The following is a 20,563-nucleotide window of genomic DNA, read 5'->3' on the forward strand; positions in this document are numbered from 1 at the left end:
TGTGTCATTCGGGAGGGAAAAGCCGATGGATGCAGTTTGCGTTGTTCAACATGTTCGCATCATTAACGATGAAGAAGAAGATGTAAAGATGATAGGTGTTTACTCAACTGAGGAACTTGCTCAAGCAGCAGTCCTTCGCTTGTGATCGCAACCTGGCTTTTGCGATATGCCGGAAGGTTTTTGTATAGACCGATACGAGCTAGACAAAGACCACTGGACTGAAGGTTTCGTCACCGTTTATCCCAGCGATTTTGACAGCATTGATGAGGGGGAAAACTAAAAGGCATCGACAGCTTTTCCCCAATTAACGTCATATTACTGTGAGGGCTTATTTCCTGAAAATGCAACCGATTTTAACAATAACAGACTTGTGTGTTGAAGCAGCCAAATTTGCTGAAATCGAGTCTGTCTACGATGAGCCAATCCTTTATGGTGTGACCGATGGAAAAGCGATAGGAACCTATCTTGAACAAAAATTTACGGCTTATTTAGCTCAAAATTACAATTTTCAACCTGGAAATTCAGCTTCGGGGATTGATATTCCTACTCTTGATGTTGACATCAAGGTGACTAGCATTAAACAACCGCAATCTTCTTGTCCTTTTCAGTCAGCAACACAAAAAGTATTTGGACTAGGATATCATCTTCTTGTTTTTGTTTACGACAAGTATGATGACCTGGATCAGAGAACTGGAAGATTAGATTTGCGACATACCGTTTTTGTGGATAAGAGTAGAACCGGAGATTTTCAAACAACAAGGGGTATTTTAGATATTTTGAATCGAGATGGCAATAAAGATGATATCGTTGCCTTTATTATGGAGAGAAACCTACCAGTTGATGAAATCGGTGCATCCCAATTAGCTGATAGAATTTTAGAATCGCCTCCCAATCAGGGCTATTTAACTATCTCCAACGCCCTTCAGTGGAGACTACAATATAGTCGGATTATTCAACAGGCAGGTATTATTCCGGGAATAATTAAAATTAGATAGTAACTAATGGTAAAATCATTGCATAAACGACAATTTGGTGACTTTCAAACTCCTGATATTCTGGCAACAGAAGTAACTCAAGTTTTGCAAGTAAACCACAAAATATCACCGGAAGTAGTGATAGAGCCAAGCTGTGGTAAGGGAGCTTTTATTAGAGCCGTACTTGATAGCTTTCCTGATTCGCGAATTATCGGTTTAGATATCAATAAAAAATACTTGGAAGAAGCAAAATTATCCATATCAAACCATCCCCTTTCACATCATGTCACCCTAGACGAATCAGATTTTTTTAAAATTAATTGGGAAGCTATACTATCAACAATTTCAGGTTATATTTTAGTCATTGGTAATCCCCCTTGGGTGACAAATAGCGATTTGAGTATTCTTGATAGTCAAAACCTACCTCCAAAATCCAACTTTCAAAACCAACGAGGTATCGCTGCTATCACTGGCTCAGGAAATTTTGATATTTCTGAATGGATGCTGTTACAATATGTTGAATGGCTATCAAAACGCATGGGAACTATAGCTGTTTTATGCAAGTATTCCGTTGCTCGCAAAGTAATGTATCAGGTAAAAAATAAATTTGGCAGTAGGTTTTCTTTCCATATATATCTGATTGATGCAAAGCTTTATTTCCAAGCATCTGTAGAAGCATGTCTCTGCGTAATATCTACAGATTATCCTGATAATTGTGATTGCAAAGTATATCAAAACCTCAAATCAAGAGAGGTATCTTATCTCATTGGTGAAAGAGATGGGTTAATTATTCGAGATACCAAAAAATATGAGGAATGGAGGCATTTATTGGGTCATAATTTCCAGTATATTTGGCGTTCGGGAATCAAACATGATTGTTCCAAAGTGATGGAATTGGAAAGGATTCACGATAACCTATTCATGAATGGACTTCAGGAAAAATACTGTTTAGAAATGGATTACTTATATCCTCTACTGAAAAGCTCAGATATTGGTAAAGGTGCAACAGAAAATTGTCGTAAATTTGTCCTAGTTACACAAAAATCAGTTGGTGAGGACACCAGCATTATCGAAAATGTAGCTCCAAAAACTTGGCAATATCTACTTGAGCATGATGAATATTTCAAACATAGGAAAAGCATCATATATAAGAACAAGCCTGCATACTCCATATTTGGTATTGGTTCCTATTCCTTCAAGAAATGGAAAATAGCAATATCTGGACTGTATAAGCAACTCAAATTTTGCCTTGTTAAACCTTTACATGGGAAGTCAGTAATGTTAGATGATACTGTAAATTTTCTATCTTTTGACACCGAAGAAGAAGCTAAATTTATTTTTCAGCTTCTCACCTCAACCCCAGCAATGGAATTTTTGGATTCCATGATTTTTTGGGATGAAAAAAGACCCATTACAATAGACATCCTCAAAAGACTATCTTTGCAAGCAGTTGCCAAAGAGCTAGGGTTTTTAAAAACCTATTTTTATTGGACTAAAACTGTGCAGATTCCAGTGGATTTGCAAAAACAAAAAGTTACCCTAGCAAAACTGAAGAATTAATGCCAAATATGTAATTTTTCTGACGAAATTGGGCCGGGTAAAATAGTTATTGGATATGTTGGCTTAAAGATTACTTGAGTGAAGAATCCCAGCAGATTAGAGTAATCCAAAATCTCAAATCCAAAATCCAACATCGACCGACTTAAATCAAACTAGTCAACGGTAATTTTCCTAGCAACAATAACCGCGCTTGCATACATGTGTGACAATTACATTCCCAGTTTTCTGACTGGGAAGATGGGGAAGAGTGGGATAAAGGGGGCTGGATTGCGGTAATATCAGATTGACTAGATACTAACTCGACCCTTGATGTTGTGTTGACTGGGGTCAATAGTTGGGCATTAACTGGGGGAATCAGCAACAGAAAGGATGCGATCAAAGTTAGGCTGACACGCAAAATCAATGATACAAACTTCATCATGGATCTCAAGGTTAAGGGTATTCTGGAAACAGCATAGCTAATTCATCTGGTTTAGTCATTATAAATTACCAAAAAATCAATAACTAAAACCAATAAATCATGATCATGATTGTCAAACCTCTCCACACCGCAATTAATGTTACCAACCTGGAACGTTCCGAATACTTCTATGGACAGATTTTAGGATTATCGAAAATTGAGCGACCCATGTCCTTTCCGGGAACCTGGTATCAAGTCGGTGACTACCAAATCCATTTGATTGTTGCATCACAATTGCCTGAAAATGAGCCAAAACACGAAAAATGGGGTCGCAACCCCCACATTGCTTTTTCAGTTTCCGACTTAGATGCCGTTAAACAGCACCTCCTGCATTATAACCTGCCAATTCAAGCAAGTGCCTCCGGAAGACCAGCGATTTTTACAAAAGACCCCGATGGGAATGTGATTGAACTTAGTCAAGCAAGTGGGGATTGACATAGCATCATGTTTACTAGCACAGCATGACGGAAATATGAGTATATTAAGTTTCTCGACCAAACTTACAGTATGTCGTAATTAACTTGTGACGAAAACTTAAGAAAAGTATAGAGATTTGTTCAAAGCAGCAAATATGAAGCCATATTATTTGTATTGATGGTTACTTGACATTACTTTTACAACTCATAATAGATATTTTGTGCCATAGTTAATTGATTTTATAGCTGAGAGGATGTTGGTCAAGTATTAATAAATGCTTTATTAACTACTTCTTGAAGACGGTCAATAGGCTTAAACGGTATATTTGTCCTTATTAACTACTTCTGATTCCCGTACAGACACGAAGTGTCGCGTCTCTTCCCACACCTAAAAAACGAGCTTGTTAAGTATTAAAATCGACTTTTAAAACACCCTCTGATACAGGAAAATTCCTCGCTTGAAAATGGGGTAGGAAGACGCGACATGTCGTGTCTACTATGGGGAGTGGGAATGAGGTGTCCAAAGAATATGGTGGACTGACTTGAAAGGGTGTAGGGAGGGGGGAGAGGGAAAAGTAAAGCTAGCAGCTATAGGGAAAGCTAATAGCTAATAGCTTTGTCATGGATTCTAGTGTACAAGTTAATGTTGTAATGTTGACTATTCTCCATCAACTTGAGCTGCATATTCATCCGCACTCATGGCATCATCAATATCACTGGGGTCATTGACACGTACTTTTAAAAACCATCCTTCTCCGTAGGTATCCTCCCCAATAGATTCAGGGTTTTCGATTAGTGCATCATTGCGTTCAATCACCGTACCACTTACAGGTGCATTTAAATCCTCAACAGCTTTGACTGATTCGATGCTACCAAAACTATCTCCTTTGGTAATTGCATCACCAACTTCCGGTAATTCCAGAAAAACGATATCACCTAATTGGTCAATGGCAAACTCTGTGATTCCAATGGTGGCGATTTCGCCTTCTAAGCGTACATATTCGTGGGTATCCAGGTACTTTAAATCGTTCGGATATTCAAAAGTCATATTTAATCACCAAGCAGCGCAAAAATTACAAAATTAATCAGCAATATGCAATATACAGCAGAATACGGGAGACAGGATACAGGATACAGGAGACAGGATTTATTCGGTCGTGGGGAATAAGGGTTTTACGGTTGCTGAACCAAGAAGATAGTAATTGGACAAGCCGCTAGGTGTCTACAATTTTGGTGCAGCTTTATCCGAGAGGAAGTTTGTCGCAATCATAACTGTGAAGTGATTTCTTATTACTGTTGACTATTTCCTATTTGTGTAGGTGCAATTAAACATAAAACTGCAATGCAACCGTTCATTCGGCGTAGAGACGACCCGACGGTTCGTCTCTACTCCCAATTCCCAAAAATGATAACTCAAGTATTAAAAATGACTGTTTAAACAACCTCTTAGGAAGTAGTGCGCGATCGCGAGCGGTAAAATGGTTTTTTGACTACAATCGCTGGATAGGTTTTACCACGAATTTCGACTGTTAATTCTTGTCCTAGTTTCCCTAATTCGGCTTTGACGTAGGCTAGGGCAATGGGATACCCTAATGTAGGTGAGAGGGTTCCACTGGTGATTTCTCCTACTTGTTCGCCGTTATTCAAGACAGGATAGCCATGACGGGCGATATTTCTACCTTGCATCTGTAAACCCACCAGCCTTTTTTTGACACCATGTTGTTTTTGTGCTTCCAAAATCCCACGACCAATAAATTCCCCTTTACTGTCAAGGTGAACTAACCAACCTAAACCTGCTTCTAATGGTGAGGTAGTATCATCAATATCCTGACCATATAAAGCCATTGCTGCTTCTAAACGCAGGGTATCCCTTGCTCCTAACCCACAGGGAATCACACCCCCATCCAGCAATTTTTGCCACAATTCTAACCCGGTTTCTGGGTCAACCATAATTTCAAATCCGTCTTCCCCTGTATATCCAGTCCGAGCTATAAATCCAGGTTGATTCAGGACAGTAGTTTCTAGATGTCCAAAGGCTTTGATGGGAGTAAGTTCATCCCCTACCCAGGGTTGTAATGCAGCTAAGGCTTTTTGACCTTGGACCGCAATGAGAACCTTGTCGGGAGAAACATCCGTCAATTCAACTCCATCTCTACCTAGGTGCTGCAATAACCATTGTTTGTCTTTGTTAGTTGTTGCGGCGTTGACAATCATTATCCCCCGTTGTTGACCGTTGGAGCTTTCCCCCTGATGGTAAAAAATCACATCATCAATAATTCCTGCTTCCGGGTTCAGGAGAACCGTATACTGTGCTTCACCTGGTTGCAAACGGTTTAAATCGGAAGGAACCAGTTGCTGTAAACAGGCGATTAAATTCTTCCCTGACAGGATAAACTTACCCATATGGGAAATGTCAAACATCCCAACGGCATTTCTCACCGCTTCATGTTCTGCCGTAATGCCACTAAATTGTACTGGCATATCCCAACCACCAAAGCTGGTAAATCTGGCTTTTGATTGCTGGATGAGTGGATATAAGGGAGTACGACTGAGGATTTCGGTTGATTCTGATTGCTGGGTCACAGGTAATTGAAATATACGTAGGTCACTTTATATCCTAGTATTCCACAATCAGGTTCTCGCTTAATTTTATATTTTGGATTACCCTACGGGAACCCGCACTAAATGCGTCTATGGAAGATTGTGGATTAATTTTACCGCTACTCCCTACTCCCCACTCCCAACTAATGAGCAATTTTTTTGTGAGAAACTCCACCGGAGAAATAAGCTGGTGTGCAGCATTCATGGTATTAAGCCAAAATTTCCAGCTTTTGTGACATTTTGTCTGCATTTAGTATACAAACTAAATGTGGAACAGCTTACTAGACCTGAGAAATATTTCTAAATATTGAACCTTCTCCCATCTTTCCCTTGTAACCGCTATGCTGAGTACAAGGCTGACTAAAACCCAAAAACTAAATAGTGAAAACACAGTATCGCGCAAAGAGGTATGGAGAAGGTGTTTCCATTTAAAACACTCTTGGTTCTGGTTGTTGGATTAATACCACCATTATTTTCGATTTTGGCAATTCGTAAATCCCAGATGCGAATGCGCAACCGAATGCGACGAATTGCCAGTACGTTTCCAAATAATTCTCGTTTACGCCATAATTCCTCCGAATTAGCACCCACCCTCCATCGTCTCGATGGCGATCGCTATTATCTAGAAGGTGTCGGCTACCTTATCGGTGATATTACCTGTGAATATAATGCCCGTTCTGGTTACATTCGCTGCGCTGTTAACCCTAATGGACCCTGCGAAGGTTGTCGCTGTTATCAACCCCGTATAACTGAGCTTAGTCAGTAAGATACCAGAAGTCGGGTTTCTCTCAGAAACCCAATTTCTCATCAAATGCTCACTTTTAGTTGCTCTAAGGCTTGTTTTGCGGCTTCTAAGTCGTAGGGGAAAGGTCTCCCACGGGTGACATAATCCATTGGATGGGGTGGACGATGACGTAGTACTGCGTTGACGACGACAGCTGGTTCATCTCTGAAGTTAATCGCACCGTGGAGAACCCCAGGAGGTATGATGACGACAGCTGGTCTCTTTTCGGTGAGGGGAATATATTGGTATTGTTTATTAACTAATGTGACAATGACAAATTCGCCTTTGACTACCAGTAATTGGTCGGTATGGGTTTTGTGGACGAATAGGTCATCGATGGTATTTGCAGGTATCTGCACTAGCATGGTTTCATGGCTCGCTTGGGGTGTGAAGAAGTGAGCCATTCCCCCTTTAATTGACTCTAAGTAACGAACTTGGACAGTCCGTGCTTTTGTTGGTGTGTTCATTTTTGTATTATTCCTGTTTTTATGATTGATTAATAGGGGAGCATATGGGGAGTAGGGAGGAGGTAATAGGGAGTCAGTATTTCTCAGGTTGTTTGACTGACCCACAACTCCATATCTCAACCTACACAAGGTTTATATTTATTTCTAGTTTTAGCAAAATTTACGTGGGATTGTCGGTGATATTTATTTGTCTTTTTCTCGAAGTCTGCAATTTTTGATAATATTTAGTTTTGTGTTTCCGGCTTATGGATAATCCCTCGCAAAACCAAAATTCTGGGAAAATATTTGCAAAGTATCAATTACCACTATTTTAACTCGGACTTCTCACAAACTCCTAAAACTTGTAGGGAGTAGGGAACAGAAAATAGAAAGAAAACTAAGCCACTACTCAACGCTTAACGTTAACTCGTGAGAAATGCAGGTTAACTATTCCAGCAATCAAATCATCACATTTTCCGATGATTTTCAATACCACTGCTTGCTATCCGACAATGGCAATCAAGTAAAAGTTGCAAATTGAAAATCACAAAATTTTCTGATTTCAGCATTGTCTAGGTAACGAGATGATATAAATGCAAAATTGCGACTAAGAACTACGGTTCTTAAAAAGGTGAGGATTTAGTTGTAAGTATTTTCAACTGCATTTAGTTCGATCCATAGAAAAAGCTAAACGCCCTTTGAATAAGTAACTTTACTCTATCTTAGACGTTTAGCCGTAAAAAAATGTTGCTAATGCAACAAAAACGCACAAAACATGATAATGAGATAACAAATATTACTTCAGAGACACCTTCAAACTGCTGAGTTGTCCCAAATTACCTTCTAGAATCACACCCCGTTGGTTGGCGTGGAGGTGGCGAATAATCATGTAAACCGATTCAATTTGGGTGGATGCACCGGCTTTGTCAGCGAGTTCGGCAATAGTTAGGGGAGAACTGGCGGTTTTCAGGGCTGTAACTACCTGGGTTTGCAGTTCTAAAATACTGGCTGCGGCTTTTTTGCCTGCTTCCACACCGGGTTGGTGGTAGGCGTTAATATTAACCAGGGAAGCGTATAAACCGACAGCACGGTCATATAAAGCGATTAATGCGCCGACGGTGCGGGGATTCACTTGGGGGATGGTAACGGTAATTGAGTCGCGATGATTTTCGTAGAGGGCTTGGCGGGTTCCTTGTAAAAATCCGGATAGATAATCACCAGCCGTAATACCTGGTTCAATTTCTGGAGATGGACCCTGACGGTCTTCGAGGACTTCGATAAATGTGGCGAAGAAATTGGGAACACCCTCCCGTAATTGTTGCACATAGGCGTGTTGGTCGGTAGAGCCTTTGTTACCGTAAACTGCAATACCTTGGTGAACCGTATTTCCCTCTAGGTCTTTTTCCTTGCCGAGGGATTCCATTACCAGCTGTTGCAAGTAGCGGCTAAATAGGAGCAGACTATCCTTATAGGGGAGGACAACCATATCTTTTTCGCCCTTACCATTACCAGCATAGTACCAGGAAAGGGCCAACAAAGCTGCGGGATTTTGCTTGAGGTCGGGGACACGGGTTGCGTCATCCATTTCCTTCGCACCTTCGAGCATGGCTTTGATATCGATACCTTGCAAGGCTGCGGGAACTAGACCGACAGTGGAAAGTTCCGAGGTGCGTCCACCTACCCAATCGTACATGGGGAAACGCATTAACCATTTTTCGGCTTTAGCTTGTTCATCCAGTTTACTACCGGGCATGGTGATCGCGATCGCATAATTAGCGAAGTCGAGATTTTGCCGTGCGTAGGCTGTTTTCACCTCAAACATGCCATTGCGGGGTTCGGGTGTGCCACCGGATTTGGAAATAACTAGGACTAAAGTACTGGAAAGTTTATTGCGCAACTGGGTGAGTACGCGATCAATACCGGCTGGGTCGGTATTATCGATAAAATGAATAGCTAAGGGGGGAAAGTCGGGAGCCAAAGCTTCGGCAACAAATTGGGGTCCGAGAGCGGAACCACCAATACCGATAGAGATAATATCGGTGTAGCGAGGGGCTTTGGGGGGGTGAATTGCGCCGGTGTGAACCTTTTCCACGAATTCTTCGATTTGTTCCACAGTAGCAACAATTTCTTGGGTGAGTTCCGGAGTTGGGGCTAAATCAGGGTTACGCAACCAATAGTGACCCACCATCCGGTTTTCATCCGGGTTTGCGATCGCTCCCTTTTCCAACTCAGCCATATCAGCAAAAGCCTTGGCGAATTTCGGTTGCAACGCATCCACGAACGCGTCATCAAATCGCATCCGACTTACATCGAGATAAAAACCTAATCCTTCGTGGAAATATAACCATTCCTGGTATCGCTGCCAAAGTGCGGTCGCGTCCATAGGGAAATCTCAAATAAATTTTCAACAACAAGTTTAAGGTAATGCCCAAGCTATTCCCTGTCAGTCTTATACAGTTTTAAGTCTAAAGGTATCTGCTCGTTCTAAACATCTGGCATTGGTATCACACGCATGAATTTAACAATTTCGCCGCGTAGTTCGATACCAATTATGTAATTATCTAACCTAAACCGGTAAAAAACACCCTCTTGGTCGATTTGTCGCACCTGTGGTAAGGAGTGCATGGTACCTTTAGCAGGAAAATCCACAAAGACAAAGTTATAAATTAGGGAGTACGCAGGGGTCTTGATACGCTTGAGGTCGTTTAAAAAAGATTTGGCATAACGAACTTCGATATTCACCACACCTCCTACTATCCCAAGAAGCGCACAGCTTCTTCGTGGGTAAGTACATCCCAAGGTTGTTGATGGTTTTTTGCTGCTTGAATCGCCTTTAACATCATGCGATCGCAATACAACCCCCACATTGTTTCCCACACACCTGTCAATTCCTCATCGTTAAATCGATCTACTAATCGATGTACCTTGGTTCTGAATAATTTCTGTTCTTTGCTCATCACCATTATTGCTGGACAACATTTCTAGTTTGCCCATAATCACTGCCTTATATTACATTTTGTTGATCGAGATGGGTCGGAGACGGAATACAGCAGTAGAGACGTAGCATCACTACGTCTCTACACAACGCCAAATATTAAATTCATACATAGTTTGTATTCAGCAACGCCAAATATCCTGTCTCTTGTATCCTCACACTTGGTAAACTTCCATATCGTCAAGACTGCGTTTTTTCGGTAATATCTAGTGAATTAATTATCGACATCATCCGAAATCCCGCTTACGATTAATGGATTTACTGAGATATTGATGTCCAATGATACAAAACCTGTATTTCTCACAAACCTCACAAACCCTGGGGGTGTAGGGAGGAGTCGCGAGAAATCCAGGAGAATTCCCTATTTTCACAGTGAGGTTAGGAAAAATACAGATGACAAAAGTTTCTCATCGACAGGTTTGGATATTTGCAATTTTATTGTCTTTGGTTCCTAGTGTTGCCTTTGCAACTGACGGTGCGACGGGAAATAACCTGATTACAACTATTGATAAATTATTTGCTCAGGTTGCCAAAGCTATTTTCTCGGTATTGTTTTTTGAAATGCTTGGCTCTCCTCTAATTGTGCTGTGGTTAATTGTTGCAGCACTTTTTTTTACAATCCGCATGGGGTTTGTCAATATTCGCATGTTCAAACATGCGGTGGAAATTGTCCAGGGTAAACATGATACGGAGGGAGCAGCAGGGGAACTCACCCACTTTCAAGCCCTAGCAGCAGCTTTGTCGGCAACTGTTGGCTTAGGTAATATTGCTGGTGTAGCAGTAGCGATTATGTTAGGTGGACCCGGTGCCACTTTTTGGATGACCATCGGTGGATTTCTGGGGATGACGAGTAAATTTGTGGAATGTACCCTTGGTCAAAAATACCGTGTGGTTCGTCCCGACGGTAGTGTTGCGGGTGGGGCGATGTATTATTTATCGCGGGGATTACGGGAAATTGGTTTAGAGCCTTTAGGAAAAGTCCTTGCGGGTATTTTTGCATTATTTTGTATTTTTGGAGCCTATGGGGGTGCAAATTTATTCCAAGCAAACCAATCCTATGGTGCAGTAAAACAGGTATTTCCCTTTTTACCTGCTTGGTTATACGGAGTGATTTTAGCAGTATTGGTGGGAGTGGTAATTATTGGTGGCATTAGAAGAATTGGTAATGTGGCCGACAAACTGGTTCCAATTATGTGTATTATTTACGTAATTGCCGCCCTGTGGATTTTGCTGGTCAACTTTACCCGCATTCCCTCCGCCATTGGAACGATTATCACTGAAGCTTTTACACCACGTGCGGCGATTACTGGTGGGATAATTGCTGTAATTGTTCAGGGTTTCCGACGCTCTACCTTTTCCAATGAAGCTGGAATTGGTTCAGCTGCGATCGCTCACTCTGCTGCTCGGACTGATAAACCCATTAAGGAAGGTTTGGTTGCTTTACTAGAACCCTTCATTGACACCATTGTCATCTGTAACATGACAGCTTTGGTAATTGTGATTACGGGAGTGTACGACCCAGCTAATTTTCAAGCTACTAACCCCGAACTTGCTAGCCAATTAACTCAATTTATTGCCGATAAACAAGGAGCTTCCCTAACTGGTGCTGCTTTTGGTACAGTTCTTAGCTGGTTCCCCACAGTTTTAGCAATTTCTGTATTTCTATTTGCCTACTCCACCATGATTTCCTGGAGTTACTATGGAGAAAAAGCCTGGGATTATTTATTTGGAACCAGTAGCATTATTGTTTATCGGGTGTTATTTGTTATTACCTGTGTAATTGGTTCTATCTCTAATCCCACATCGGTAATTGACTTTACGGATGCTACTTTCCTCGCGATGGCTTTCCCCAATTTATTAGGATGCTATCTCCTCTCAAATAAAGTCGCTGCCGATTTACAAGATTACCAAGCCTATATCCGCCAAAAAGACCAGAAAATCACTTCTGGATTGTAAGCAGAAAATAGAGTTCAGTAGGGAGAGATGACCCACCGGGTCATCTGTAGGGAAGTAGTGGTGGTCTATCCCATAAGTTATGAGGGGTTCGTAGTTGTGGCTCTAATGTCGAAAAAGTTTTAATATAAAACCCTATACCCGCAGGGTTGTCTTAGACTAACGCTACTACGAACCTTTCCTCACCCATCAAAATTAATGTGATGGAATACTAGCTTCTTAAGTGCATAATTCATCGTATTTGCGGCGAATTTCCTGGATATCTTGCCACATTAACCATTTTGGTGTGCCTTTTTCTCGACTGGGATTGCGTAGTAGGTAGGATGGGTGGAAAATTGCCATACACAAACGTCCTTCCCATTCCATCCAAGTACCGCGAATTTTTGTAATACCGCGCTTGTCTCCTGTTAATCCCCGGACTGCGGTTGCTCCTGCAAATAGGATTATTTGGGGATTGACAAGGCGAATCTGTTCTAAGAGGTAGGGACGACAGGCATTAATTTCTTCCGGGGTGGGAACGCGATTGTTAGGGGGACGACATTTGATAATATTGCAAATATAAATATCTTCTTCACGGTTGAATTTGACCGAATCCAGGATTTTGTCTAATAATTGTCCTGCACGTCCGACAAAGGGTAAACCAGTTTCATCCTCGTTTTGTCCTGGTGCTTCACCAATAATCATGATTTTTGCGTTCGGGTTCCCGCGAGAAATTACCACATGTTGACGAGTTTGAGCTAATTGACAGCGTTGACAGTCACGACAGTGCTGACTTAATTCACTCAGGTTGTCATAGGTTCCTGGGGGTATGGGGAGTTTTCCATCCGTGGGAATAAGGTTTTTGGAAGGTTGGTTGAGTTCGATTTCCCCAAGTTCAAATAATGGTAATTGATTTTCGCTACTCATGACAGACCTGTGGTGGAAGCACCTTTATTTATTTCTGGATACATTTAATTATTGTGCATTAATTCGTTAATTATTGTTTCTTTTGACTTTGATATTCATACTTAAGATGATCCAATATACTTCTGAGTTGGCAAACTAGGAAATATTTTTCATAGTTATTTGCATAAAACCTAGCCATTATCATGCTTTAAAATAGAGAAAGGTGTATCTTGCTCTTACTGAATATATTCCTAGTCATATTTTTGAGATTTAAGCATGGGGCTAAAATTCAAGATATAGGATGTTTTTGAGGGAGTAGAGACGACCCGTCGGGTTGTCTCTACGCCGAATTTTCGGTTACGTTGCGGTTTTATGTTTAATTGCGCCTACCTACTTACTCTGCTAGCTTCTGGGTATTTACACTGACTAATATTTCCTGAAGTCAGCCAGCATATCTATGGTTGGGTTAGAGGTTATGGATTCAATCCAAAATCCCCAATCCAAAATCTAAAATTAAATAAATTTATTGTCACTATATAAGTAATATTTAGTAATTTTCAACATGGCAAACAAAAATAGAGAAACTTTGATTCTGACCCTTGCTTTGGTAATTACTGGGGGTATTTTAGCTGGTATATGGTCATTGCGAGACAAAATTTTACCTGGTAGTGAACAAGTATCCGTCAATCCTGCCCCTAATCAAAATTTATCCCAAAATGTGATCCCTGGTCAAATACCAAAATTGGATACTAGTTTACCCAATCCCCAGGTATTGACAATGGATGGGAGTGTGACAATGGTGGCAATTATTAAACAATTACAATTAGCCTATTCCCTTGCTAATCCTGCACTCCCCACAATTTACGGAATTCCTGATGGTCAGCCGAATGGTACAAATGCTGGAATTAAAAACTTATTGAATGATAAAGTTGCGATCGCGGCTTCTTCTCGTCCCCTGAAACCGGAGGAAATTCAAGCGGGATTGGTGGCAATTCCCATTGCTAGAGATGCGATCGCAGTTGCAGTCGGTGTGAATAATCCCTACCAAGGGGGATTGACAATGGAGCAATTAAGGGGAATTTTCCAAGGCAAAATCACTAACTGGTCAGAGGTAGGTGGACCAAATGCACCCATTCGAGTAATTAATCGTTCTCCCGATAGTGGAACCCAAAGCTTTTTTCGAGAAGTTGTTCTTTTAGGAGAAGCTTTCCCTACTAATTTGCCTAATTATACAACGGCAGAAAAGGATGAAACTACGCCACTACTGAGAGCTTTAGGTGATAATGGAATTACCTATAGCACGGTTTCCCAAATTGAGGGCCAAAAAACAGTGCGGATATTACCAATTAACGGCTTTTTACCTACAGACAGAAATTCGATTAAAAACGGTTCCTACCCCATTAGTCGTCCTGTTTACCTAGTTGTCAAACCCAAAGTTAGTCCTGCAACCAAAAATTTCATCGATTTTGCTCTATCACCCAGGGGACAGGAAGTCGTTGCAAGGGTCGGTTTCGTACCGTTGCAGTAGAGACGACCCGACGGGTCGTCTCTAGGAGAGTAGGGAGAAAAATATAAAGTCCGCTAGAGATGCGATCGCAGTTGCAGTCGGTGTGAATAATCCCTACCAAGGGGAATTTTCCAAGGCAAAATCACTAACTGTTCAGAGGTGGGAGGAGCTACCATTTGAAATGGCAGAAAACTCTAGAACATCAGCTTGACTTTGGCTTTTGTCTTGACCTACTAATACAGTACAGCGTAAATAAACCAACCATTAATTTGAGGGGAAAAGCTACATAATTAATATTTTGAGCATTTTGTCTCCTGCATTCCTACTTCTGCCTTTTGATACTAGATATATTTTCAAAAACTAAGTTTGAATATATGTAAATAAACGTGAATTCGACGGATTATAAAGGCTACAATCCCTGTGAATCAATGATTTTGAAAGTTAAGGTTTAAAGTAACCTCATCCATTAGTTGAGAACAAACTCAATAACTGACTGATTCCAGGTTTAATGATTTTATTCTCAATATTAGGAGGTTTTTAAAAACTTCTATTTCCTACGAATGATACTGGACAAGAGTTTCAGGCTTCATAACTCATCGAACTCACGTTAAATAAATTAAATTAATTAACTTTTTGACTTTACCTCAGCTTAACCCTAGTCAGACAAAATTCTCTTTTCAGGTTTTGAGATTATCTTGTATTATATGAGTAATAAAAACAAAGAAACCCTCACCCTGACTTTAACGCTGATTATTACTGGTGCAATTTTAGCCGCAGGATGGTTTTTCAAAGATAAAATACCCGGTTTTAACAGCAATCAAGTCAATCAACCCCCTTCCCCCACCAATCCGGAATCCCCAGCAACTCCAGGTGGTAATGTATCCCAAAATCAAACTTCCACCCAAATACCACCATTAGATGTAAGTCTTCCCAATCCCCAGGTATTAACAATGGATGGGAGTGTGACGATGGTAGCTACTATTAAGCAACTACAGCAAGCCTATGCTTTAGTTAATCCTGCAATTCCTAGTGTTTACGGTGTACCCGATGGCAAACCCAATGGAACCAATGCCGGGATTCAAAACCTGATAAATGGTAAAGTGGTTTTGGCCGCATCCTCCCGTCCCCTGAATCCGAGTGAAATTCAAGCTGGATTAGTGGGAATACCCATTGCCAGAGATGCCTTAGCGATCGCAGTTGGTAAAAACAATCCCTATAAAGGGGGATTGACAATGGAGCAGTTAAAGGGGATTTTCCAAGGCAAAATTACCAATTGGTCAGAGGTGGGAGGACCTAATGCACCCATCAAGGTAATTAATCGTTCCCTCGATAGCGGAACCCATACTTTTTTCCAGGAAGTAGTCCTTCTAGGTGAGTCCTTTGGAGCTAATAACGCCAATTTTACAACCGTTCAAAAAGACGAAACTACCCCCTTACTGAGGGCTTTGGGGGATAATGGTATTACCTACAGTACGGTTTCCCAGATTGAAAATCAGACAACTGTGCGTGTTGTTCCCATTAATGGTATTGTCCCGACCGATAGAAACACGATTAAAAATGGTTCCTACCCGATTAGTCGTCCTGTGTACCTAGTGGTGAAACCGAAAGTTAGTCCTGTAACCAAGGAATTTATTGAATTTTCCCGTTCCCCTCAAGGACAACAGGTTGTGGAGAGGACTGGTTTTATTCCTCTTTAAAACCACAATCATTGTGTGCAAACGACATGGGGGGACTCGCGAGAAAATAGGGGATGGGGAGTTGGGAGTGGAAAAAAGGTGCAAGTGGTATATATAAACTACTCCCGACTCACCTCTAACCAAGATTGGACACTTTTTGGTAGATCAGAACCAAAGCGCAGGGGGATAGTTGTGGTGGAAAATGACTGGGTGTAGGATGATGATAGAAAGGGCCTGTAAATAGAGGCTTCCGGTGTTAATTCTTTGACAAAAGCTAGTCCCACCCCCCGGATTAATTGGCGAAATCTGTCGGCTTCTCGACCACGACGTTCGCGAACAAGGGTACTGCCGGGGATTTGGTAGTTGCTATCACTTAAGCTTAAATGGGTTCCTCCGATGGCAGTAATTAGATATTTGCTACCCCGGAGTTGGGAAAAGGGTTTTATTTGGTGGGATACCGCAGGGGTGATGGCATCTTCCGTACTGGCTACCATTAACACGGGAATATTAATTTGAGATAAGCCTTGACGACCGAACAATTGACCTACTAGCGGATTGAGAGCGATCGCGCGTTGAATGCGTTGGTCTCGCAGTGAAATCGGTTTTTCTGGGAGGGATGCACCTGCACATTGTAGCCAGTCTCCAGGGGATGCTGCTGCGTTTAAGTTGCGTTGACAGTATCTTCTCAATTCTCCAATGTTTAATTCTCCCCCTGCGAGGGCTAAGGCTGTATATCCACCGAGGGAATGGCCAATGACAACGGTGTTATTGGTGTTAAATTTTACCCCCGTTGGATTTTGCTGATTGCGTCGGCTTAATTCGTCTAGTAAGCTGGTAATATCCTGGGGACGGTCGATAAATTCGCTAGGGGAGATTAATCTAGCTAAGTTAGTTCGATTTATTGCTTGGTTGACGGCACGACTGTTACTTCCTGGGTGTTCGATGCTAACTGTGGTAATCCCGTGGGAAGCGAGGTGTTCACCTAAATATTTCAAAAATAAACGATTAGCACCGAAACCGTGGGAAAGTACAACTAGGGGTTGTTGACTTTGGGTGTCCCCGATGTAGATATCGGCGATAATTTGGCGATTCCCCCGGTTAAAGTTAATTGTTTGTACTTGTACCGGATATTTACCAGGATTGCTGGGATTAATATTACCTGGTAAGGAAACTCTCTCGCTTGTCGCTAAATCCCGTTCTAAAAATACCCCCAAAGCTTGGCTTTTGAGGTTATCCGGATTCAGAACTAAACCTAGTTCCAGGAGTTTCGAGGCATCAACGGTCACATTTCGTCCAGGATAAGCCCGTAAAAATCCCAGTACACTAGCCCCATTTACCTGGCGAATCATCAAATTCAACGCTCCTTGAATTGTATCTCGATTACTACCGGGAATGGCTTGACCTAAGCGAGCAAAAATCTGTTGACCCTGGGGGGTATTTACTATCTCACCGATAAATCGATCCGCGACCTGGGGGTCGATATCGATTTTTTGGTTTAATAGGTTGCGGACATCGGGGGTGAGAAAGGGTGCAAATACCTGTAGGGAATTGGATAATCTCCCCGTTTTTGCGTACTGTTCAATCTCCGAAATTTTCACTGTTTGGGTAAATGGACCAAACTGGATTGTTACCGTTTCTGCTGCGTCGGACGGGGGAATAGGGGTACAAAGAACCCCCATGATACCTATGAACAAATATAAAGCTTGACGATATAAAGTTTTTTTGCCGATGAATCCCATCCCCATTTCTCCATCAAAAAAATTGCTGATTCCCTAATCATGATGCCAAATCGGGACAATCTGTTTCTTAATCCTGTGGATGGAGGGGTAGGTTTGTAGCCGCTACCTTGAGTCAAAATCACTTATAAAGTCAAGCGATCGCCTGACAATCAAGACAATTGGTATATTCTATATTGGAACTGTATTAGCCTATAATAGGAGTTCAAGTATATTCCCTATTTCCCTTGCTGCTCCCCCAAGCAATCAAGTAAGAATTGTTGCCTAAACATTCCTCCCTATCCTCGCTCAAACTTTAATATTATTTAGTTCCATCAACAAGAGCGGATGTTACACTCATGCGTGTATTTGTGTTAATTTTCAATCCTGGAACGGATAACGAAGGAATTCATTCGATTCGAGTCGGAGATCAAAATCAGATTTTGATGTTTGAGTCGGAAGACGACGCAAACCGTTTTGCCATGATGCTGGAAGCACAGGATTTTCCCACACCAACAGTGGAAGCGATTGATGACGCTGAGATTAAGGAATTTTGCGCTGCTGCTAACTTCGATTATCAATTTGTACCAGCAGATGGTACACTTGTTATACCTCCAGAAAACAATGTCGAAACTACCGATTGGGACCCTAACCAACCTCCTAGTCAGCCATCTATTAGTGCAGATGATGGGGAAACTGAGTACTCGGACTCAGAACTTGATCGTATCCGTCGTCAACTTGAAGGTTTACTATAATCGGGGATTCACCAACAGCTAACACAAGGGTGTTGCTAAGTCATTTATGTGGTCTATACACGCATAACATAGACGTGATCGGTTGTGTCTCTATATTTGTGTTTATACCACGATGTAGCAGCACCTTTTTGAAGGGCATTATACTGGGGGAACTGGGGATGCTGAGGGAGAAAGGAAATGAATGCTTTCACCATGAACTAGGCAAAGTTTGTGTGGTGGAGTACTAAAGCTATACACCCTAAACCCAGGGGATTTTGCAAAGTCTAATTAACGGGAATAAATAACTGGTTGGTGTTGTGCTGCTTGAGGTTGCAAAGTTTTTGGTAGTTGTAGACCCAGGATAATTAAACTAGTTAACATGTAGATTGTTAGGGCTAACCAGAGAATATGGTTGCTGTGGTAGTACCAAGCAATAGCACCAACAGGGATAAATCCAATAGCGATCGCACTCAGGGATGAATTGCGTAGGGTTGCACCTGCTGTAATCCCGATAAAGTATCCTTCCAAGATAAAAGCAATACTCGCAAATCCTAAAACTGGTAGTAACCAAGTTGTATAATCGGCCAGGTTTTGGGTGACTTCCTGGTGGTTAGTCAACAGACTAAAAACCTGGTGGGGAAATAAAATGGAGATAATCGCCACACTTACACTTAAGGATAAACTTGCAGATGTAGCTACCAGCAACAGGGGAATTAACTTTCCTGCTTGACCTTTGCCATGAAAATTTCCACTTAAACTTTGAGTTGCATGGCCAACCCCTTGAATAATAAACACACACAGGGTGACAATTTGCAGCAGTAAACCATTCTCCGCTAATACCTGAGTCCCCATCCCTGCACTCAAATTTGTAAAAATCGCCAAGGTAGAAATAAAAGCCAAATATCGAATCAAAATATTCCCATTTAGAGCAAAAGTCGCCTTCAATGCTTGCCAATTCCACACCTGGGTCAAACAATTCCCCAGCCTACTCCATTTAATCAGAAAACCAGCCGCAATTAAACCCACCACTAACCCCAAATATTGGCTGCACATCGTGGCAATTCCGGCACCGAAACTTTCCCAACCCCAAAGATTAATCATCACATAATCCAGCCCCACATTTGTGAGATTAATTACCAATGACATCAACAACACATAAAAATTCTTCTCTTGGCCAAAAAACCACCCAATCAACACATAATTCACCAAAACCGCAGGTGCACCCCAAATTCGAGCGTAAAAATAGGTTAAGCCCGCAGCCTTCACATCCGTAGTTGTATTGAGAACAGCAAAACCCAATTGACCAATAGGATACTGGAGAGAAAGGATTAGAAATGCGATCGCGATCGCAATTAAACCACTGCGCAAACCAATCAACAATACACCATCCAAATCATCCCGACCAATAGCCTGGGCTGTCATTCCATTCGTAGATGAGCGTATAAATTTCAACACTCGATAGAGATAATCAAACAAAATTGTCGCCAGAATCACCCCCGCTAAATGACGAATCTCCGTCAAATGTCCCAAAAACGCAACATCAACCAAACCCGCTAAGGGAACCATAATTCCCGAAAGAATATTGATAGTAGCTAGTCGATAAAAGCGATTGAGAAAATCGTATCTTTCAGGTAGGGAAAAATGCATAGGTAAACCCAAAAAATTATCATTTAATCAAAATAACCGAACTCACCTGAACAATAAGTTTGAATTTCCACAATTTATAGAGCAATCAACTACATTTTGATAGGTAGTTTAATGCTTGCATTGTGTAGCAAGATTCAACATTTTACCCCGTTAATAAAGATAGCATGGCTAAATTTATATCAATTAAATTTCTATCAATATTGTGGTTTA

At 41.4% G+C, this 20,563-nt stretch carries 19 protein-coding genes; 9 read left to right on the top strand and 10 right to left on the bottom strand.

Translation table 11 applies throughout. From position 1 onward, the window contains the following. The first annotated feature begins 1 nt into the window (after position 1). The 3 genes from CDC37_RS25050 to CDC37_RS22705 all read left to right on the top strand — a co-directional run bounded on the left by CDC37_RS25050 (position 2) and on the right by CDC37_RS22705 (position 2,534). A complete protein-coding gene (locus tag CDC37_RS25050) occupies positions 2-145 on the top strand; it encodes a DUF7336 domain-containing protein (protein WP_197707028.1) in 144 nt (47 codons plus the stop codon). A 196-nt stretch (positions 146-341) separates the two neighbouring features. Then, the gene (locus tag CDC37_RS22700) at positions 342-995 is read left to right on the top strand and encodes a restriction endonuclease (protein WP_096625382.1); all 654 of its coding nucleotides are present in this window, start codon (positions 342-344) and stop codon (positions 993-995) included. A gap of 6 nt (positions 996-1,001) precedes the next feature. Continuing rightward, the gene (locus CDC37_RS22705) at positions 1,002-2,534 is read left to right on the top strand and encodes a methyltransferase domain-containing protein (RefSeq protein ID WP_157780823.1); all 1,533 of its coding nucleotides are present in this window, start codon (positions 1,002-1,004) and stop codon (positions 2,532-2,534) included. A gap of 142 nt (positions 2,535-2,676) precedes the next feature. On the opposite strand, the gene CDC37_RS22710 is transcribed toward CDC37_RS22705, so the two are convergent. Beyond that, positions 2,677-2,955 carry a hypothetical protein gene (locus CDC37_RS22710; RefSeq protein WP_157780824.1) on the bottom strand — a complete coding sequence of 93 codons (279 nt, stop codon included), beginning with the start codon at positions 2,953-2,955 and terminating at the stop codon, positions 2,677-2,679. Positions 2,956-3,060: 105 nt separating this feature from the next. Between CDC37_RS22710 and CDC37_RS22715 the strand changes: the two genes are divergently transcribed. Beyond that, positions 3,061-3,429: a VOC family protein gene (locus CDC37_RS22715; RefSeq protein ID WP_442861053.1), complete on the top strand. Its 369-nt coding sequence runs from the start codon at positions 3,061-3,063 to the stop codon at positions 3,427-3,429. 639 nt (positions 3,430-4,068) lie between these two features. Here the strand turns inward: CDC37_RS22715 and gcvH are convergent. Both gcvH and gcvT read right to left on the bottom strand, forming a co-directional pair. Further along, positions 4,069-4,458 carry a glycine cleavage system protein GcvH gene (gene gcvH / locus CDC37_RS22720; protein WP_096625386.1) on the bottom strand — a complete coding sequence of 130 codons (390 nt, stop codon included), beginning with the start codon at positions 4,456-4,458 and terminating at the stop codon, positions 4,069-4,071. Positions 4,459-4,856: 398 nt separating this feature from the next. Continuing rightward, positions 4,857-5,993 (bottom strand): glycine cleavage system aminomethyltransferase GcvT, encoded by a 1,137-nt coding sequence (gene gcvT / locus CDC37_RS22725; RefSeq protein WP_096625388.1) that lies wholly within the window; start codon positions 5,991-5,993, stop codon positions 4,857-4,859. A 427-nt stretch (positions 5,994-6,420) separates the two neighbouring features. On the opposite strand from gcvT, the gene CDC37_RS22735 reads away from it, so the two are divergent. After that, positions 6,421-6,777 (top strand): DUF6464 family protein, encoded by a 357-nt coding sequence (locus CDC37_RS22735; RefSeq protein WP_096625392.1) that lies wholly within the window; start codon positions 6,421-6,423, stop codon positions 6,775-6,777. A gap of 41 nt (positions 6,778-6,818) precedes the next feature. Here the strand turns inward: CDC37_RS22735 and CDC37_RS22740 are convergent, their stop codons facing one another. From CDC37_RS22740 to CDC37_RS22755, 4 genes are all read right to left on the bottom strand, one after another. Continuing rightward, entirely contained in the window at positions 6,819-7,262 is a 444-nt protein-coding gene (locus CDC37_RS22740; protein WP_096626556.1) for a dTDP-4-dehydrorhamnose 3,5-epimerase, read from the bottom strand. Positions 7,263-8,037: 775 nt separating this feature from the next. Next, positions 8,038-9,624 carry a glucose-6-phosphate isomerase gene (locus CDC37_RS22745; RefSeq protein WP_096625394.1) on the bottom strand — a complete coding sequence of 529 codons (1,587 nt, stop codon included), beginning with the start codon at positions 9,622-9,624 and terminating at the stop codon, positions 8,038-8,040. A gap of 101 nt (positions 9,625-9,725) precedes the next feature. Beyond that, positions 9,726-9,977, bottom strand: a complete 252-nt coding sequence (locus tag CDC37_RS22750) for a cytotoxic translational repressor of toxin-antitoxin stability system (protein WP_096626558.1) — start codon at positions 9,975-9,977, stop codon at positions 9,726-9,728. 17 nt (positions 9,978-9,994) lie between these two features. Continuing rightward, complete coding sequence (locus CDC37_RS22755; protein ID WP_096625396.1) at positions 9,995-10,198, bottom strand: hypothetical protein; 204 nt, start codon at positions 10,196-10,198, stop codon at positions 9,995-9,997. Between the two features lie 431 nt (positions 10,199-10,629). On the opposite strand from CDC37_RS22755, the gene CDC37_RS22760 reads away from it, so the two are divergent. Next, positions 10,630-12,192 carry an alanine/glycine:cation symporter family protein gene (locus CDC37_RS22760; RefSeq protein ID WP_096625398.1) on the top strand — a complete coding sequence of 521 codons (1,563 nt, stop codon included), beginning with the start codon at positions 10,630-10,632 and terminating at the stop codon, positions 12,190-12,192. Between the two features lie 216 nt (positions 12,193-12,408). Here the strand turns inward: CDC37_RS22760 and CDC37_RS22765 are convergent, their stop codons facing one another. Continuing rightward, positions 12,409-13,095 (bottom strand): uracil-DNA glycosylase, encoded by a 687-nt coding sequence (locus CDC37_RS22765; protein ID WP_096625400.1) that lies wholly within the window; start codon positions 13,093-13,095, stop codon positions 12,409-12,411. Between the two features lie 541 nt (positions 13,096-13,636). On the opposite strand from CDC37_RS22765, the gene CDC37_RS22770 reads away from it, so the two are divergent. Together CDC37_RS22770 and CDC37_RS22775 are read left to right on the top strand one after the other, a co-directional pair. After that, positions 13,637-14,602: a phosphate ABC transporter substrate-binding protein gene (locus CDC37_RS22770; RefSeq protein ID WP_096625402.1), complete on the top strand. Its 966-nt coding sequence runs from the start codon at positions 13,637-13,639 to the stop codon at positions 14,600-14,602. A gap of 683 nt (positions 14,603-15,285) precedes the next feature. Further along, positions 15,286-16,278, top strand: a complete 993-nt coding sequence (locus CDC37_RS22775; protein ID WP_096625404.1) for a phosphate ABC transporter substrate-binding protein — start codon at positions 15,286-15,288, stop codon at positions 16,276-16,278. A gap of 98 nt (positions 16,279-16,376) precedes the next feature. Here the strand turns inward: CDC37_RS22775 and CDC37_RS22780 are convergent, their stop codons facing one another. Continuing rightward, positions 16,377-18,002: an alpha/beta hydrolase gene (locus CDC37_RS22780; RefSeq protein WP_096625406.1), complete on the bottom strand. Its 1,626-nt coding sequence runs from the start codon at positions 18,000-18,002 to the stop codon at positions 16,377-16,379. Positions 18,003-18,331: 329 nt separating this feature from the next. Here CDC37_RS22780 and CDC37_RS22785 point away from each other — a divergent pair, with 329 nt between their 5' ends. Continuing rightward, positions 18,332-18,727, top strand: a complete 396-nt coding sequence (locus tag CDC37_RS22785) for a DUF3110 domain-containing protein (protein ID WP_096625408.1) — start codon at positions 18,332-18,334, stop codon at positions 18,725-18,727. Positions 18,728-18,994: 267 nt separating this feature from the next. Here CDC37_RS22785 and gntT read toward each other — a convergent pair whose 3' ends face one another. Beyond that, positions 18,995-20,353, bottom strand: coding sequence for a guanitoxin biosynthesis MATE family efflux transporter GntT (gene gntT / locus CDC37_RS22790; RefSeq protein ID WP_096626560.1), 1,359 nt, complete (start codon positions 20,351-20,353; stop codon positions 18,995-18,997). Between the last annotated feature and the right edge of the window lie 210 nt (positions 20,354-20,563).

The organism is Calothrix sp. NIES-3974 (assembly GCF_002368395.1).
Classification (GTDB): domain Bacteria; phylum Cyanobacteriota; class Cyanobacteriia; order Cyanobacteriales; family Nostocaceae; genus NIES-3974.